Consider the following 15,539-nt stretch of genomic DNA (forward strand, 5'->3'; position numbering starts at 1 on the left):
TTCTGTGTCGACATGCACGCCCGCGACGCGAAGAAGGCCGGGGAGACCGACGAACGGCTGTGGTCGGTCGCCGCGTGGCGCGAGGCGCCGTACTACACCGACGAGGAGCGCGCGGCGCTCGCGCTGACCGAGGCCGCGACACGCCTGGCCGACCGGTCGGACCCGGTGCCCGACGACGTCTGGGACGACGCCGCCGACCACTTCGACGAGGAATCCCTCGCGGCGCTGGTGGTCGCGATCGCGGCGATCAACGCGTGGAACCGGATCAACGTGACGACGCGGCAGCTCGCCGGTGGCGCGTCCTGAGCGTGGGCGTGCGACCCTGAGGGCATGGCGAACCGACTCGCGACCGCGACCAGCCCGTACCTCCTTCAGCACGCCGAGAATCCGGTGGAGTGGTGGCCGTGGAGCGAGGAGGCGCTGGCGGAGGCGCGGCGCCGGAACGTGCCGATCCTGCTGTCGGTGGGGTACGCGGCCTGCCACTGGTGTCACGTCATGGCCCACGAATCCTTCGAAGACGAGAAGACCGCGACGTTGATGAACGCGCACTTCGTCAACATCAAGGTGGACCGCGAAGAGCGTCCCGACATCGACGCCGTGTACATGGCGGCGACACAGGCGATGACCGGCCAGGGCGGCTGGCCGATGACGTGTTTCCTGACCCCGGAAGGAAAACCGTTCCACTGCGGCACCTACTATCCGCCGACGCCGCGGCACGGGATGCCGTCGTTCAGTCAGCTCCTGGTCGCGGTCGCCGAGGCGTGGCAGGACCGGCCCGACGAGCTGCGTTCCGGGGCGCAGCAGATCGTGGGGGCGCTGGCCGAGCGGAGCGGCCCGCTAAATGAGTCCGAAGTGGACTCTCCGGTGCTGGCCGCCGCCGTCGAGAAGTTGCGGGAGGAAGCCGATCCGGTGAACGGCGGCTTCGGTGGGGCGCCGAAGTTCCCGCCGTCCATGGTGCTGGAGTTCCTGCTCCGGCACCATGAGCGAACGGGCTCGGACATCGCACTGTCGCTTGTGGACTCCGCGGCCGAGGCGATGGCACGTGGCGGCATGTGCGACCAGCTCGCCGGTGGCTTCGCACGGTACTCGGTCGACGCCGCGTGGGTGGTGCCGCATTTCGAGAAGATGTTGTACGACAACGCCTTGCTTCTGCGTTTCTACGCCCATCTGGCGCGGCGGACCGGCTCCGCGACGGCTTGGCGTGTCGCCGAGGGAACGGCGTCCTTCCTGGAGGGCTACCTTCTCACCGAGCAAGGCGGATTCGCCGCGTCCCTCGACGCCGACACCGAGGGTGTCGAGGGCCTGACTTATGTCTGGACACCCTCGCAGTTGCGTTCGGTGCTGGGTGACGATGAGGGCTCGTGGGCCGCGGAGTTGTTCGGTGTCACCGAATCCGGCACGTTCGAGGAAGGTGCTTCCACGCTGCGACTGCTGCAGGACCCGGAAGACGCGGACCGCTTCGAACGGGTGCGGCTGGCCTTGCTGGACGCGCGGGAAATCCGGCCGCAGCCGGGCCGGGACGGCAAGGTGATCGCCGCGTGGAACGGCCTGGCCGTCGCCGCGCTGGCCGAGGCCGGTGTCGCGCTGGGCCGTCCACAATGGATAGACCTGGCTCGTGGCGCCGCCGAATTGCTGCTGGACGTCCACGTCGTCGACGGCAGGCTGCGCCGGAGTTCGCGCGATGGCGTCGTCGGCGAGGCAGCCGGTGTGCTGGAGGACTACGCGTGCGTCGCGGACGGCCTGCTCGCGCTGCACCAAGCGACCGGTGAACCGCGTTGGCTGACCGAGGCCACTCGGTTGCTCGACCTCGCTTTGACGCACTTCGCCGTCGAGGACGCCCCCGGTGCCTACTACGACACCGCCGACGACGCGGAAACGTTGGTACAGCGTCCTTCCGACCCCGGGGACAACGCCACCCCGTCCGGCGCTTCGGCGCTCGCGGGCGCGTTGCTGACGGCGTCGGCGCTCACCGGCGTCGAGTCCTCGGCCCGGTATCGCGAGGCCGCCGAGCAGGCCCTGCGCCGGGTCGGCCTGCTGGCCGCGCGCGTGCCGCGGTTCGCCGGGCATTGGCTTTCCGTCGCCGAGGCGGCGCAATCGGGCCCGGTGCAGGTCGCCGTGGTGGGTTCGGCGCGTGATGAGCTGGTCACCGCGGCCGCGCGGGCGATCCACGGCGGCGGCATCGTGCTCGGCGGCGCCCCGGACGCTCCCGGCGTCCCGCTGCTGGCCGACCGCCCGCTGGTCGACGGCGTCGCGGCGGCCTACGTCTGCCGGGGCTACGTCTGCGACCGGCCGGTGACCACCGCCGAGGCCGTTGCCGCCCAGCTCTGAGCGTGCGCTGACAGCGAACACCCTGGTCAACGGTTGTATTCGGCGTATCGTCAGTAGTGATGTAATTATGTAATCGTCGCTGGAGGCGACCATGAACACGTGCTTCGGGGTGGTGGGACACATGGGACGAGGATGGAAGGGCCGCGGTGGCTGGCAGCAGACCGAGGTGCCCTCGGCGGACGACGCGGCCGCGTGGTTCGGCGGGCGGTTGCCGGACGGCTGGTTCACCGGGGACGCGGAGGTCACCGTCGACCGGGACGAGATCGTCGTCGTCGGTGAGCTGCCGTCACTGACCGGTGAGTATGCCGACGACGCGGCCCGCGCGGCCGCGGAAGAGGGCCGGATCAGCCGGTTCCGCGAGGAAACGCGGGACGAGCGCATCGAAATCGCGCGGCAGGCCGAACACCGCTATCAGCGCAAGGTCGCCTGGGGCGCCCGGATCGGCGGCACGAAGGTCCTGTTCACGACGTTGTCCGCGCCGGTGATGACCCGCCTGCGGCAACCGGAACGTCAGGTCCTCGACACGCTCGTCGACGCCGGCGTCGCGCGCTCGCGGTCGGAAGCGCTGGCGTGGGCGGTCCGCCTCGTCGGCCAGCACGCCGACACCTGGCTGGCCGAACTACGCGAGGCCATGACCAAAGTGGACGATCTGCGCGCCAAAGGCCCGGACCTGGGCTGACTCGCGTACCCAGAGGGTCGGCTCACGGGCCGACCCTCTGGGTACGTCAGCCGACCGCTCAGGTACGCGAGCCGACTGTGCGGGTGCAGGCGCGGCGGCGGCGCTCATGAGTCCTTGACACTTCTTCGGCACCCTGTCCGCCATGAAGTTCTTTCGCGCGGCGGTCGCCGCATTGATTCTGGCCTTGGTGACCGTCACGGCGCCGCAGGCGGCAGCCACGCAGGGCGTCGGCGTCGTCGAGTACAACCTCGGCGATCAGGCGTTCCGCGATCCCACCGTGTCCGTGCCGATGGAGCTGGCCGCCGTCGTGCACTACCCGCGCGACCTCGGCCGACGTCCGCATCCGCTGATCGTGCAGGAGCACGGCAGCTGGTGGAGCTGTGTGGACCCCGTCGCGAAGACACCGCAGGGCGACTGGCCGTGCCCAGCGGGGCAGCGACCGCTGCCGAGCTTCCGTGGCTACGACTATCTCGGCGAGAAGCTGGCCGAGCGGGGTTTCATCGTCGTCTCGATCAGCGCCAACGCCATCAACGCGCATCTCCTCGGCGAGGAGGGCTACTTTTCCCGGGCGCATCTGGTCAACAAGCACCTGGAGCTGTGGCGGGACCTGGCGCGCGGCGAGGGGCCGCTGGCGGGTGCCCTCGGACGGTTCCGCGGGCACGTCGACCTCACCCGCGTCGGCACGATGGGACATTCCCGCGGCGGCAAGGGCGTGATGTGGCAGGCCTCCGACAAGCACACGCCCGAGTGGCCCGCCGGCGTCCGGATCCGCGCGGTCGTCCCGCTCGCGCCGGTCTACTTCAACTACCCCGAGGAGAACAACAGTGACGTGCTGGTCACCCGGGTGCCGTTCAAGGTCATTGTCGCCAGCTGCGACGGCGCTGTCGGCGTCGTGGGCCTGCAATACGTCAAGGACGTCGAGGGAAAGAACTCCGATGCCAGCGCGGTGACGCTCACCGGGGCGAACCACAACTTCTTCAACACCGAATGGTCGCCCGGCAAGATCGGCGGGGAGGACGACGCGCCCGCGAGCTGCGTCGGCAAGCTGACACCGGCACAACAGCGCGGCGGCGCCGTCCGTGAGATCGTCTCGTTTTTCACGAGCCGCCTGCAGGTCTGACTCTGACCTGCGAGATCCGCAGTGGTGCGGCAGGCTGGCGGGTAAGGGAAACCAGCCTGCCGCACCCGGAGGAATCGTGGACGTCCCAGCAGTACCCGCCAAAGTGGATCCGGACGCGCTGACCGCCGTGCTCGACGGCCGATGGGCCGCGCTGCGGCGGGACGTCCGCGCGCAGATGACGGCCGCGTCCTTCCGCGAGACAGTGGGTTTGGACGTCGAGGCACACCGCGCGCAGGTGCTGGACCAGCTCCGGAAGCTCGCCACCACGGACCTGCCCGGCCTGGGTTTCGATCCCGCGTACGGTGGTGGGGGAGACGTCGGCGGTTCGGTGACGTCCTTCGAGATGCTCGGCTTCGGGGACCTGTCGCTGATGGTGAAGGCCGGGGTCCAATGGGGCCTGTTCGGCGGTGCCGTGCAACTGCTGGGGACGTCGCGGCACCACTCGCGGTACCTCCAGCGGATCAAGGATCTCGACCTGCTCGGCTGTTTCGCGATGACGGAACACGGGCACGGCTCGGACGTCCAGCATCTGCGGACGACGGCTGCTTACGATCCGTCTACTGGCGAATTCGTCGTGCACAGCCCGGATGCCGACGCGGCCAAGGAGTACATCGGCAACGCCGCCCGCGACGGCGAACTGGCCGTTGTGTTCGCCCAGCTGGTGACCGGCGGCGAATCCCGTGGCGTCCACGCCTTCCTGGTCCCGATCCGCGTCGACGGCGGCCCCGCGTCCGGTGTGTCCATTGAGGACTGTGGGGTCAAGGCGGGCCTGAACGGTGTCGACAATGGACGGTTGCGCTTCGACCACGTCCGTGTCCCGCGCGAGGCCCTGTTGAACCGCTTCGGCGACGTCGCCCCGGATGGGACGTACTCGAGTCCGATCGAGAGCGACGGACGACGTTTCTTCACCATGCTCGGCACGTTGATCCGCGGGCGTGTCAGCGTCGCGGGCAGTGCGGGCAACGCGACGAAACGCGCGCTGACCCTGGCCGTGCGCTACGGCGAAACGCGGCGCCAGTTCGCCAAACCGGACGGCGAAGAGGTCGCGATCCTGGACTACCTCGGCCACCAGCGGAAACTGCTCCCTGCCCTGGCGTCGACGTATGCCCTGCACTTCGCCCAGGAAGAACTGGTCTCGAAGCTGCACGACATCCCCGCCGACGCCCCCGACGAGGAACAACGCGAACTCGAATCCCGCGCCGCGGGCCTGAAAGCCGTCGCCACCTGGCACGCGACGTCCACCATCCAAGCCGCGCGCGAAGCCTGCGGCGGCGCCGGCTACCTCGCCGAAAACCTGCTGCCCGCCCTGAAAGCCGACACCGACGTCTTCACCACCTTCGAAGGCGACAACACGGTGCTACTGCAACTCGTCGCGAAGGGCCTGCTGACGAGCTACAAGGAATTCTTCTCCGACCTGAGCCCGCTGGCCACCGCCCGCTTCGTCGCCGAACAGGTGGTGGACGCGGTTCTGGAACGCACGGCCGCCTTGAAGTTCCTCGAACGCCTCACCGAATCCGCCGACTCCGAGGTCCTGTTCGACCGCGACTGGCAACTCCGCATGTTCGAAGACCGCGAAGAACACGTCCTGAGTGGCGTCGCCCAACGTCTACGCCGCGCTTCTTCCGACGATGCCTTCTCTGTGTTCAATTCCGCGCAGGATCATGTTTTGCGTGCTGGCCGCGTCCACGTCGACAACTTGGTCCTGCAAGCTTTCGTCTCGGCTCTTTCCCGCTGCGCGGACCCGGACGCCCGTTCTCTGCTTGAGCGGGTCTGCGACCTCTACGCCCTCTCCACTCTCGAAGCCGACCGCGCCTGGTTCCTCGAACACGGTCGCCTGACCGCCGCCCGCTCCAAGTCCCTGACCGCCGCCGTCAACTCCCTGTGCGCCGCTCTGCGCCCCCACGCGCGGACACTCGTGGACGCTTTCGCCGTCCCCGAACAATTCCTGGCCGCACCTATGCTGCGATCTTGACCCCTTCGCTCTTGGGCTGCGGGTTCGCGAATCAGGCTGCCGACTTAGTTTCATACTGCTGACCTGGTGTGAAATTGGTTCACCGGTCGGCCGGAAAGTGATTGGTGGCCAGTATTTCGATCGGGATTCATGATGGAAACTATTTGCGCTAAATTCTAACATTTTTAGTCCTGGTGGCGACGGTGTGAGGCAAGGCGAAAGCCTGATCAATGAAAAGGTCGGAGTGGGAGGTGGTCCGGGTGGGGTTGCCGGATCATGTCAACGTGATAATTCAGTGCAGGAGTCATGGTCAGGAAGTAAAACTCTGCGTTGATGTAGAGCGAGAGGTGCCTTTCGAGATTCGCTGCCAGCCGGGCCTTGGTGTGCCACTCAAAGAGTCGCCGCACTGTGCGTGCTTGCGGAGTTTTTCAGGTCCGGATTTACGTCGTCGAGTCTTGGATGAAGTGCGTGAAGGTTGGCATCGTTGGGTTATTAGAGGAGCGGTTGTCATCGTCTGCTGAGGGTGCCGCTATCGTCTACATTCATGGACTTGGTGATATGGGCAAGGAGAGAAGCGAGGTTGCAGCTTGCGGAGTCGCTTCCTTTGCGCTGGGCGCATGTCCGAGGGGTAGGCCGACGGGCCCTGGTGGCGTCGCACCTATTTGATCAGAGTGAATCGGAAGTGCTGGTTGGCGCCGCACTGCTGCATGATATTGGCTACTCGTCAAGGCTTGCTAAAACGAGATTTCATCCGCTTGACGGTGCTCGGTATTTGAAAGGCGCCGGGATTATGGATCGTCTGGTCAATTTGGTTGCGCGTCACTCATGCTCGGTCAAGGAAGCGGGGCTCCGCGGCCTGACTCGGGAAGTGGCTGAGTTTCCGGACGAATCCTCGCCTCTTCGTGACGCGCTATGGTGGGCGGACATGACGACGACTCCTCACGGAGCGCTAACTACCGTCGAGCAGCGAATAGCTGAGATCGAAGCCCGCTACGGGCCGGATGATCTGGTCACTCGGGCCATCCAGCTGGCAGCGCCCGAGTTGGTTGGCGCGGTAGAGCGGACTGAGCACCGCTTACGGGACGCGGGGGTCGACTACGCGTAGTAGGGCTCGGTACGTTCCTCGAAGCCGTGCTGAATGCGGAGCCGGTTAGCCGGGTGGATGTTGAGGCTGTCCAGCCGGTCAGGTTCGACCCACAGGACTTCTTTGCTCTCGTCGCTGGTGCGTAGCTCGCCCCCGACAGGGCGGGCGCGGAAACAGATGGAGAACTCCTGACGGATTTCGCCGTCGGTGAACGCGATGATGTGCTCTGGGTTGGTGTAGATGCCGATCAGGCCAGTCACCTCGACGCGGATCCCTGTTTCCTCTTCGACCTCGCGGACTACGGTTTCCGAGATCGTTTCCCCGATCTCCTGAGCACCGCCTGGGATGGCGTAGAGATCGTTGTCGCTTCGGCGGATCAGCAGCAGGCGGCCCGTCTCGTCCAGAATGAACGCGGTCACGGCGACCACGATGCTGTTCGCTTGAGGAGCGTTCGGGTCCTGGTAGTAGTCGACGCGTGCCATCGGTCTCCTTAGGGCCACTTCGGTGGTTTGGCGCCGCTCCACACGTTCTCGAAACTGTCCGCGTACATCTCGAAGAGGTCTCCGCCGGTCAAACGACGCAGGTGGATGAGCGGTGCGTGAGCGGCCGCGAAGCCGTACACGTGGGTGTTGACCAGCATGTCGTCATCGAATCGGTAGAGGGAGTTGTACAACGTCGTCGCGTGACAGCGGATCTCGATGCCGGATTCGCCGTCGAGCGGCCGATAGAAGGCGAGGGCGTTGCGGACCTTGGCGGCGAGGGTGGTCTTGCCGATACCTTCCTCGATGCTCCGGTGGGCGACCTCGCGGCTGGTGGGGTCGCCGACGACCAGCCGGACTTTGGTGCCCTTGCGGGATTTCTGACGAAGCCGTCTGACGAGAGTCGGGTCGTCCGTGAGGAACATCGCCGAATAGACCAGGATCTCGACCCGTTCCTGGGCTTGGTCGATGAGTCGGCTCCACAGGTCGTACGGTGCCGAGTGCCGGTGCGGGTAGATTTCGATCACCTCGGAGGCGCCGATCGCGGCTTTGCGTTCCGGGGCTACCGCGTCGGGCCAGAGATAGTTCTCCGATTCCTGGACCAGCGCTGCCACTGTGTGTCGGTGGCGTGAGTAGGGAACTCGGCTTTGGGTGATCCACCGCTCGACGGTCTTACGGTCGACAGCCGTTGCCGCTGCTACTTCGTCAAGGTTGAACCCCTTGCGTAGCAACGCGTCTCGCAGCCGTTCGTTCGGCATGGAACACCCCGGGGACTTGTTGGGACGTTTCACCGTAGCGCGAGATGTCCACAGAAGTCCCGCTGTGTGGTTCTCGCGTCCGGGTGAATCGGGAAACCTGCCCACTGGCTAGATGGTTTGAGGAGGAACGCGGATGACAGCCAGCTGGAACGGGTTCGGTTTGACTCGGCGGCAGGTGTGCGATGACCACCGAAACTGAGCCCCAGACCTTGATCGCGGCACACGAGGTCGTGCAGCGGCGACGTCCAGCGTCAGACGCGAAGCTTTCGTCGTGGTTGGCGTTCCACCAGGGCAATGAGCGCATATACAAGATGGTGGCCGACGTGGATCGAGGACATCATCACGAGGCTCTGTACTGGGCGGACTACGAGCGGCGGAAGGCCGGCGAGGTCTCGGCGTGGCTCCAGAGCCAGCGTTAGGCGTACATCGCGAGCCAGATGGCGATGTAGTGCGACACCGCCGCCAGCACCGTGCAGGCGTGGAAGTACTCGTGGTAGCCGAAGGTGTCCGGCCAGTGGTTCGGCCACTTCGTCGCGTAGAAGACCGCGCCGAGGGTGTAGAACAGGCCGCCGACACACAGCAGCACGAGCGCGGCGACGCCGGCGTGGGTGGCGAGTTCGGGCATGACGAAGACCGCGACGTAGCCGAGCGCGATGTAGATCGGCACACCGAGCCAGCGCGGGGCGGTCGGCCAGAGCATCTTGAGCGTGACGCCGAGGATGGCGCCGCCCCAGACGATGCCCAGGATGACGTAGCCGGTCGGCTTCGGCATCGCGAGCAGGGTGAACGGGGTGTAGGTGCCCGCGATGAACAGGAAGATCATCGAGTGATCCGCCCGTTTCATCCACTTGTACGCGGTCGGGCTCCACACACGACGGTGATAGAGCGCGCTGACGCCGAAGACGCCGAGCACCGTCAGGCCGTAGACGCTCGTAGCCAGCGCGGCGACCGGAGACACCGTGGACGCGGCCAGGCTGATCAGGGTCGCGGCGGCGGCGACGGCGCCGAAGAAGGACCAGAAGTGGATATGCCCTCGCAGCCGCGGGCGGGAGTCCACGGGCAGCGGGCTGGACGGCTGGGGTTCAGTCGCGAGGGTCACATGCCAAGGCTACGTAACCGTAGGTTTTTCGCCAGTACCCGTGGCGAGTCACACGTCTCTCCGAGGGTGCGTACGCTCCCGTGACGTGAGTCTCCGGTCCTTCTTGTCCACAATCGTCTACAGCGCGTACGGGCGGCGCCTGATCCAGCAGGCCGCAGGCCGCCATCCGCGCCACATCGCCATCATGCTCGACGGCAATCGCCGCTGGGCCAGGGAAGCGGGCTTCACCGACGTCGCGGACGGGCATCGCGCGGGCGCGAAGAAGATCGCGGATTTCCTGAGCTGGTGTCAGGAAGCCAACGTCGAGGTGGTCACGATGTGGCTGCTCTCGACCGACAACCTCAACCGGGATCCCGACGAGCTGACGCCGCTGCTCAAGATCATCACCGACGTCACCGACGAGCTGGCCGGGCCGGACACGCCGTGGCGGCTGCGGATCGTGGGCGCGCTCGACCTGCTGCCTGCCGAGGTCGCCGAGCGGCTCACCGCGGCGGCGGCGCGCACGGAGAACCGGCCGGGCATGGAGGTCAACATCGCCGTCGGCTACGGCGGCCGCCAGGAGATCGCGGACGCGGTCAAGAAGCTGCTGCTCCAGCACGCCGACGAGGGCACGTCGATCCGCGAGCTGGCGAAGATCCTCGACGTCGATCACATCTCCGAGCACATGTACACGTCGGGTCAGCCCGATCCGGACCTCATCATCCGTACCTCCGGGGAGCAGCGGCTTTCCGGGTTCCTGCTCTGGCAGTCGGCACATTCGGAGTTCTGGTTCACCGAGGCCTACTGGCCCGCCTTCCGCCGGGTCGACTTCCTGCGCGCGATGCGTGACTACGCCTGGCGTCACCGTAGGTTCGGCGCCTGACGCGCGAGGGGCCCCGGAGCGAACTCCGGGGCCCCTCGACCTGCTTGGCTCAGTGGTTCGCGAACGAGTGCGCGACCAGGGCAGGGGTGGTGGCGATGCCGGTGTAGGCACCCGCCACCAAAGAGGCCGCGCCGTAGCCGAGGGCGCCGCCGCCGTGGATGAACGTGGTGTACGCGTCACCGAACGTCGGGTCCGGGGCGCCGGTCGGCTCGGCGCCGCCCGTGGAGGCGAACGCGGTGCCGCCCAGCATCATCAGACCGGCGGCGGTGGCAGCGACGAATCCAGCTTTCTTCAGCACTTATTGCTCCTCGATAGAACTTTCGGGATTGGGGGAACTGGGGACTCCAAGGGGGTGACCCCGTAGTTGGAAAATTACTCGCTTATCACTGGATACGTTTGCCCGGTGCACCTATCGTGTGAGCCTTGACCAGGCGGTTTCACTCGGTCCGGTTCTCTTTCCCGGTCGCAAAATGCGCCTGAAAATCTTTCGTGGTAAAAGCTGTCAGCCGATCGAATAAACACGTTGAGTCAGTGAATTCGCCGAGACAATTCTGTCGAGGGAAGATGATTTCGCGCTGTCGATCACGCAGAGTCACGGTTACGGGTGGTCGATGTCGGACGACTGACGGTGAGATGACGAATTGGCGAATCACCTGTGTGGCTGCCTGCACGATCCTCCGGACGTAGGTACCTTCCGGAGGTGAGGGCGCGCGTACCGTGCGGGTCCTCGCGGGAGGCCCTGGTCGTGGCGGTGATCGAAGGGGCGGCGCAGCCGCCCACGAGATGCACGAGGGGGCCGGCACCCGGCCCTCGTGGCCGTGTCCGCTGACGCATCCAGCGTCGGAGGAAGCGGTTTCAGCCAGGGAGGTGCCCGGCCCAGCGAGTGCGGGCGTGGGGTGCACACGCCCTCGAGGGAGATGCCGTCGTGACTGCGCAGCGTTTGCCCCGCAAGGCCTCTGGCCGTTCTTCGACCGGTGCCGAATCTGGCCCGGAGAAAGCCTCGATCTCGCCCGAAATCCAGCGGTCCACCTTCGTGCTCGACACGTCGGTCCTGCTCTCCGACCCGTGGGCGGTGACCCGTTTCGCCGAACACGCCGTCGTGCTTCCGCTGGTCGTCATCAGTGAACTGGAGGCGAAGCGGCACCACCCCGAGCTCGGCTGGTTCGCTCGTGAATCCCTGCGTCTGCTCGACGACCTGCGCCGCCAGTACGGCAGGCTCGACGCGCCGATCCCGATCGGCGAGCACGACGGGACACTGCAGGTGGAGCTGAACCACTCGGACCCGACGGTGCTGCCGGTCGGTTTCCGTACCGACTCCAACGACCACCGGATCCTGGCCTGCGCGCTGAACCTCGCGGTCGAACGGGACTCGGTCACGCTGGTGACCAAGGACATCCCGCTGCGGGTCAAGGCGGGCGCCGTCGGCCTCGACGCCGACGAGTACCGGGCGCAGGAGGTGACGCCGTCGGGCTGGACGGGCATGGCGGACGTGGACGTCCCGCAGGAGCTGATCGACACGCTGTTCAGCGCGAACTCCGCGGATCCGGTGGAGTTCGGGATCGACGACGTGGGCGAGCTGCCGTGCCACACCGGGCTGCGGCTGCTGGGCGGCAACTCCAGCGCGCTGGGGCGGGTGACCGCGGACAAACGGATCCGGCTGGTGCGCGGTGACCGCGAGGCGTTCGGGCTGCACGGTCGTTCCGCGGAGCAGCGGATCGCGCTGGACCTGCTGCTGGACTCCGACGTCGGCATCGTGTCGCTGGGTGGGCGCGCGGGCACCGGGAAGTCGGCGCTGGCGCTGTGTGCCGGGCTGGAGGCGGTGATGGAGCGCCGCCAGCACCGCAAGGTCGTGGTGTTCCGGCCGGTCTACGCCGTCGGCGGCCAGGAACTCGGCTATCTGCCGGGCTCCGAGAGCGAGAAGATGCAGCCGTGGGCGCAGGCGGTGTTCGACACGCTCGGCGCGCTGGTCAGCCAGGACGTGCTGGACGAGGTGTTCGACCGCGGCATGCTCGAAGTACTGCCGTTGACGCACATCCGCGGCCGGTCGCTGCACGACGCGTTCGTCATCGTGGACGAGGCCCAGTCCCTCGAACGCAATGTGCTGCTGACGGTGCTTTCGCGGCTCGGCACGGCGTCACGCGTGGTGCTCACCCACGACGTCGCACAGCGGGACAACCTGCGGGTCGGGCGGCATGACGGCGTTTCGGCCGTGATCGAGAAGCTCAAGGGGCACCCGCTGTTCGCGCACGTCACGCTGACGCGCTCGGAGCGCTCGCCGATCGCGGCGCTGGTCACCGAGATGCTGGAGGACCACGGCTGATCGACTGTCCGTGAAGGCCTCCTTACCGGCGCCCAGTGCCGGTAAGGAGGCCTTCACGGCACGTCACCAGCCTGTGGGCAGCGGGCGGCCCTCGGCGAACCCGGCGGCCGACTGGACGCCGAGCAACGCGCGCTCGTGGAACTCTTCGAGTGTCCGCGCGCCCGCGTAGGTGCACGCGGACCGGACGCCGGAACCGATCGAGTCGAGCAGGTCCTCGACGCCGGGGCGGGCCGGGTCCAGCGCCATGCGCGAGGACGAGATTCCTTCCTCGAACAGGGCTTTGCGGGCGCGGTCGAAGACGTTGTCGGTGCGCGTCCGCGCGCCCACCGCGCGCTTCGACGCCATGCCGAACGACTCCTTGTACGGCTTGCCCTGCTCGTCGAACCGCAGGTCGCCGGGGGATTCGTAGGTACCGGCGAACCACGAACCGACCATCGCCATCGACGCGCCGGCGGCGAGCGCCAGCGCGACGTCGCGGGGGTGGCGGACACCGCCGTCGGCCCAGACGTGCTTGCCCAGCTCGCGCGCGGCGGCCGCACAGTCGGCGACGGCGGAGAACTGCGGGCGGCCCACGCCGGTCATCATCCGCGTCGTACACATCGCGCCGGGGCCGACGCCGACCTTCACGACATCCGCGCCCGCCTCGATGAGGTCTCGGGTGCCGTCGGCGGTGACGACGTTCCCAGCCACGACGGGGACCCGCGGCGACACCGAGCGGACGGCCTTGAGCGCGGCGATCATCTTCTCCTGGTGGCCATGTGCCGTGTCCACCACGAGCACGTCGACACCGGCCGCGAGGACCGCCTCGGCCTTCGCCGCGACGTCGCCGTTGACGCCGATCGCCGCGGCGACGCGCAGGCTGCCCGAGTCGTCGACCGCGGGGGTGTAGATCTCGGAGCGCAGCGCGCCGACCTCGGTGAGCACCCCGGCGAGCTTGCCGTCGGAGTCGAGACCGAGCGCGAGGCGGCCGCCGTGGTCGTGCAGCCGCTCGAAGACCTCGCGCGGGGACGTGTTCAGCGGGACGCTGACGAGCGCGGGCTCCGCGACGTCGGCGAGACGCGCGAAGCGGTCGACACCGGCACAGGACGCCTCGTCGACGACGCCGACAGGGCGGCCGTCGTCGTCCACGACGACCACGGCGCCGTGGGCACGTTTGTGGACCAGGTTGAGGGCGTCCGCGACGGCGTCACCGCCGGTCAGCACGAGCGGGGTGTCCCACACCGGGTGCCTGCTCTTCACCCAGGCGACGATGTCGGTGACGGCGGCGCTGTCGACGTCCTGCGGCAGCACGACGAGGCCACCACGGCGGGCGACGGTTTCGGCCATGCGGCGCCCGGCGACGGCGGTCATATTGGCTACCACGATGGGGATCGTCGCGCCCGTGCCGTCCACAGTGGACAGATCGACGTCGAACCGGGACTCCACGGCGGACCGGTTCGGCAGCAGGAACACGTCGTCGTAGGTCAGGTCGTGAGCGGGCTGATGCCCAGTGAGAAAGCGCACGAGTCGCCAGGATACCTGCATGCCACACTGAGTGCATGAGCGACGCTTGCGAGCGAATCATGGGCATCATGCGCCTTGAGGGATTGGACGCAGCCTCGCGGAGCGAGTCGATCGCATGAGCAACCGGGATCGCGACGAGGCGGGCCGCGCCCGCAACGCCCGCCCGCGCGACGGCCTCGGCAGGCCGTTGCCCTACGGCGCCGAAGGGGTCGAGCGTCAGCCCGAGGGGATCGCCCGGACCCCAGCCGAGACCGTGATCGAGGCGCAGCGCCTGCTCGACGAAGGAAAGCCGTTCCACGCGCACGAGGTGTTCGAAGACGCCTGGAAGGCCACGGACGGACCGACCCGGGAGCTCTGGCGAGGTCTCGCGCAACTCGCCGTCGGCCTGACCCACGCCGCGCGCGGCAACTGCGTCGGCGCGGCGGCGCTGCTCGAGCGGGGCGCGGCCAATATCGAACCGTTCCGTGCCGAGCCGCCGCACGGGATCGACGTCGCGGGGCTGCAGGAGTGGGCGCGCTCGCTCGCCGCGGAGGCGAAGGACCGGGTTCGGGTGGAGCCGGTCGCGCCGCGCCTACGTCCCGGGGCACAGCGATAGCAAAGGTCCCTCGCTACCCCGCAGCGATAGCAAAAATCCCTCGCTCCCGCCCGGCGATAGCAAAGGTCCCTTGCTCTCTTTTTGCAGGTCAGGGCGTCGACCACGCTGCTGATCGGGCCTTCTCGGCGGCGATCGTCGTACTTTCGCCGTGGCCGGTGCGGACCGAGGTCGTGTCCGGCAGCGTGAACAGCCTGTCCCGGATCGAGCGCACGATCGTCGGGTAATCCGAGTACGACCGCCCTGTCGCGCCTGGCCCGCCGTGGAACAGCGTGTCGCCGGTGAAGACGATGTCGAGCTCTTCGGCGTGAAGGCAGATCGCGCCCGGCGCGTGGCCCGGCGTGTGGAGGACGCGCAGCGCTGTGCCTGCGATGGTCAACGTCTGCCCGTCGGCGAGGTCGCCGTCGGGCGCGCGGTCGGGGTGGGTGAGGTTCCAGACGACGCGGTCCTCGGGGTGCAGGAGGATCGGTGCTCCTGTTTCCGCCGCCAGTTCGGGGGCGGCATTGACGTGGTCGTTGTGCGCGTGCGTGCAGACGATCGCCCGCACCTTCCGGCCACCGATGGCGTCCGCGATGGCCCCGGCGTCGTGGGCCGCGTCGATCACGATCACCTCGGACTCGTCGCCGACGAGCCAGACGTTGTTGTCGACGTCCCAGCTGCCGCCGTCGAGCTCGAAGACGCCGGAGGTCACCACGTTCCGCACCGTTGCCGTCATGGGACGACCCTATCCAAGGTTGACATACCGCCGGTATCTACCGGAAGGT

The 15,539-nt window shown here is 67.6% G+C and carries 16 protein-coding genes; 10 read left to right on the forward strand and 6 right to left on the reverse strand.

Going from position 1 to position 15,539, the window contains the following annotated elements; translation table 11 throughout:
* The 6 genes from ACFWY9_RS31010 to ACFWY9_RS31035 all read left to right on the forward strand — a co-directional run.
* On the forward strand, positions 1-306 hold a 306-nt coding region (locus ACFWY9_RS31010; RefSeq protein ID WP_378340535.1), incomplete at its 5' end, for a carboxymuconolactone decarboxylase family protein.
* Between the two features lie 24 nt (positions 307-330).
* Positions 331-2,328, forward strand: a complete 1,998-nt coding sequence (locus tag ACFWY9_RS31015; protein ID WP_378340536.1) for a thioredoxin domain-containing protein — start codon at positions 331-333, stop codon at positions 2,326-2,328.
* Positions 2,329-2,449: 121 nt separating this feature from the next.
* Entirely contained in the window at positions 2,450-3,007 is a 558-nt protein-coding gene (locus ACFWY9_RS31020) for a hypothetical protein (protein ID WP_378329893.1), read from the forward strand.
* Between the two features lie 142 nt (positions 3,008-3,149).
* Complete coding sequence (locus ACFWY9_RS31025) at positions 3,150-4,127, forward strand: alpha/beta hydrolase family protein (RefSeq protein WP_378329892.1); 978 nt, start codon at positions 3,150-3,152, stop codon at positions 4,125-4,127.
* A 76-nt stretch (positions 4,128-4,203) separates the two neighbouring features.
* Positions 4,204-6,099, forward strand: coding sequence for an acyl-CoA dehydrogenase (locus tag ACFWY9_RS31030; protein WP_378340537.1), 1,896 nt, complete (start codon positions 4,204-4,206; stop codon positions 6,097-6,099).
* Positions 6,100-6,622: 523 nt separating this feature from the next.
* Positions 6,623-7,183, forward strand: coding sequence for an HD domain-containing protein (locus ACFWY9_RS31035; RefSeq protein WP_378340538.1), 561 nt, complete (start codon positions 6,623-6,625; stop codon positions 7,181-7,183).
* Here ACFWY9_RS31035 and ACFWY9_RS31040 read toward each other — a convergent pair.
* A complete protein-coding gene (locus ACFWY9_RS31040; RefSeq protein WP_378340539.1) occupies positions 7,174-7,644 on the reverse strand; it encodes an NUDIX domain-containing protein in 471 nt (156 codons plus the stop codon). The two genes, ACFWY9_RS31035 and ACFWY9_RS31040, sit on opposite strands and share 10 nt — an antisense overlap.
* Positions 7,645-7,652: 8 nt before the next feature.
* The gene (locus ACFWY9_RS31045) at positions 7,653-8,399 is read right to left on the reverse strand and encodes an XRE family transcriptional regulator (protein ID WP_378340540.1); all 747 of its coding nucleotides are present in this window, start codon (positions 8,397-8,399) and stop codon (positions 7,653-7,655) included.
* 182 nt (positions 8,400-8,581) lie between these two features.
* On the opposite strand from ACFWY9_RS31045, the gene ACFWY9_RS31050 reads away from it, so the two are divergent.
* Positions 8,582-8,818: an AMED_5909 family protein gene (locus ACFWY9_RS31050; RefSeq protein WP_378340541.1), complete on the forward strand. Its 237-nt coding sequence runs from the start codon at positions 8,582-8,584 to the stop codon at positions 8,816-8,818.
* Here ACFWY9_RS31050 and ACFWY9_RS31055 read toward each other — a convergent pair.
* Entirely contained in the window at positions 8,815-9,456 is a 642-nt protein-coding gene (locus tag ACFWY9_RS31055) for a hemolysin III family protein (RefSeq protein WP_378340557.1), read from the reverse strand. The two genes, ACFWY9_RS31050 and ACFWY9_RS31055, sit on opposite strands and share 4 nt — an antisense overlap.
* Positions 9,457-9,583: 127 nt before the next feature.
* On the opposite strand from ACFWY9_RS31055, the gene ACFWY9_RS31060 reads away from it, so the two are divergent.
* On the forward strand, positions 9,584-10,360 hold the full coding sequence (locus ACFWY9_RS31060) for an isoprenyl transferase (RefSeq protein ID WP_378329889.1): 777 nt from the start codon (positions 9,584-9,586) through the stop codon (positions 10,358-10,360).
* 49 nt (positions 10,361-10,409) lie between these two features.
* On the opposite strand, the gene ACFWY9_RS31065 is transcribed toward ACFWY9_RS31060, so the two are convergent.
* Positions 10,410-10,658, reverse strand: coding sequence for a hypothetical protein (locus tag ACFWY9_RS31065; RefSeq protein ID WP_378329888.1), 249 nt, complete (start codon positions 10,656-10,658; stop codon positions 10,410-10,412).
* Positions 10,659-11,393: 735 nt separating this feature from the next.
* Here ACFWY9_RS31065 and ACFWY9_RS31070 point away from each other — a divergent pair.
* Complete coding sequence (locus tag ACFWY9_RS31070) at positions 11,394-12,680, forward strand: PhoH family protein (RefSeq protein ID WP_378329912.1); 1,287 nt, start codon at positions 11,394-11,396, stop codon at positions 12,678-12,680.
* A 63-nt stretch (positions 12,681-12,743) separates the two neighbouring features.
* Here ACFWY9_RS31070 and ACFWY9_RS31075 read toward each other — a convergent pair whose 3' ends face one another.
* On the reverse strand, positions 12,744-14,183 hold the full coding sequence (locus ACFWY9_RS31075; protein ID WP_378329887.1) for a GuaB1 family IMP dehydrogenase-related protein: 1,440 nt from the start codon (positions 14,181-14,183) through the stop codon (positions 12,744-12,746).
* A gap of 115 nt (positions 14,184-14,298) precedes the next feature.
* On the opposite strand from ACFWY9_RS31075, the gene ACFWY9_RS31080 reads away from it, so the two are divergent.
* On the forward strand, positions 14,299-14,778 hold the full coding sequence (locus ACFWY9_RS31080; protein WP_378340542.1) for a DUF309 domain-containing protein: 480 nt from the start codon (positions 14,299-14,301) through the stop codon (positions 14,776-14,778).
* Between the two features lie 88 nt (positions 14,779-14,866).
* Here ACFWY9_RS31080 and ACFWY9_RS31085 read toward each other — a convergent pair whose 3' ends face one another.
* A complete protein-coding gene (locus ACFWY9_RS31085) occupies positions 14,867-15,490 on the reverse strand; it encodes an MBL fold metallo-hydrolase (protein WP_378329885.1) in 624 nt (207 codons plus the stop codon).
* Positions 15,491-15,539 lie beyond the last annotated feature (49 nt).

This window comes from Amycolatopsis sp. NPDC059027 (genome assembly GCF_042739735.1).
Lineage (GTDB): Bacteria > Actinomycetota > Actinomycetes > Mycobacteriales > Pseudonocardiaceae > Amycolatopsis.

Bases quoted from the DNA above. Each gene is read 5' to 3' on its own strand.
- ACFWY9_RS31015 (WP_378340536.1), top strand. From the start codon at position 331: ATGGCGAACCGACTCGCGACCGCGACCAGCCCGTACCTCCTTCAGCAC.
- ACFWY9_RS31020 (WP_378329893.1), top strand. From the start codon at position 2,450: ATGGGACGAGGATGGAAGGGCCGCGGTGGCTGGCAGCAGACCGAGGTG.
- ACFWY9_RS31025 (WP_378329892.1), top strand. From the start codon at position 3,150: ATGAAGTTCTTTCGCGCGGCGGTCGCCGCATTGATTCTGGCCTTGGTG.
- ACFWY9_RS31035 (WP_378340538.1), top strand. From the start codon at position 6,623: ATGGACTTGGTGATATGGGCAAGGAGAGAAGCGAGGTTGCAGCTTGCG.
- ACFWY9_RS31040 (WP_378340539.1), bottom strand. From the start codon at position 7,644: ATGGCACGCGTCGACTACTACCAGGACCCGAACGCTCCTCAAGCGAAC.
- ACFWY9_RS31045 (WP_378340540.1), bottom strand. From the start codon at position 8,399: ATGCCGAACGAACGGCTGCGAGACGCGTTGCTACGCAAGGGGTTCAAC.
- ACFWY9_RS31050 (WP_378340541.1), top strand. From the start codon at position 8,582: ATGACCACCGAAACTGAGCCCCAGACCTTGATCGCGGCACACGAGGTC.
- ACFWY9_RS31080 (WP_378340542.1), top strand. From the start codon at position 14,299: ATGAGCAACCGGGATCGCGACGAGGCGGGCCGCGCCCGCAACGCCCGC.
- ACFWY9_RS31085 (WP_378329885.1), bottom strand. From the start codon at position 15,490: ATGACGGCAACGGTGCGGAACGTGGTGACCTCCGGCGTCTTCGAGCTC.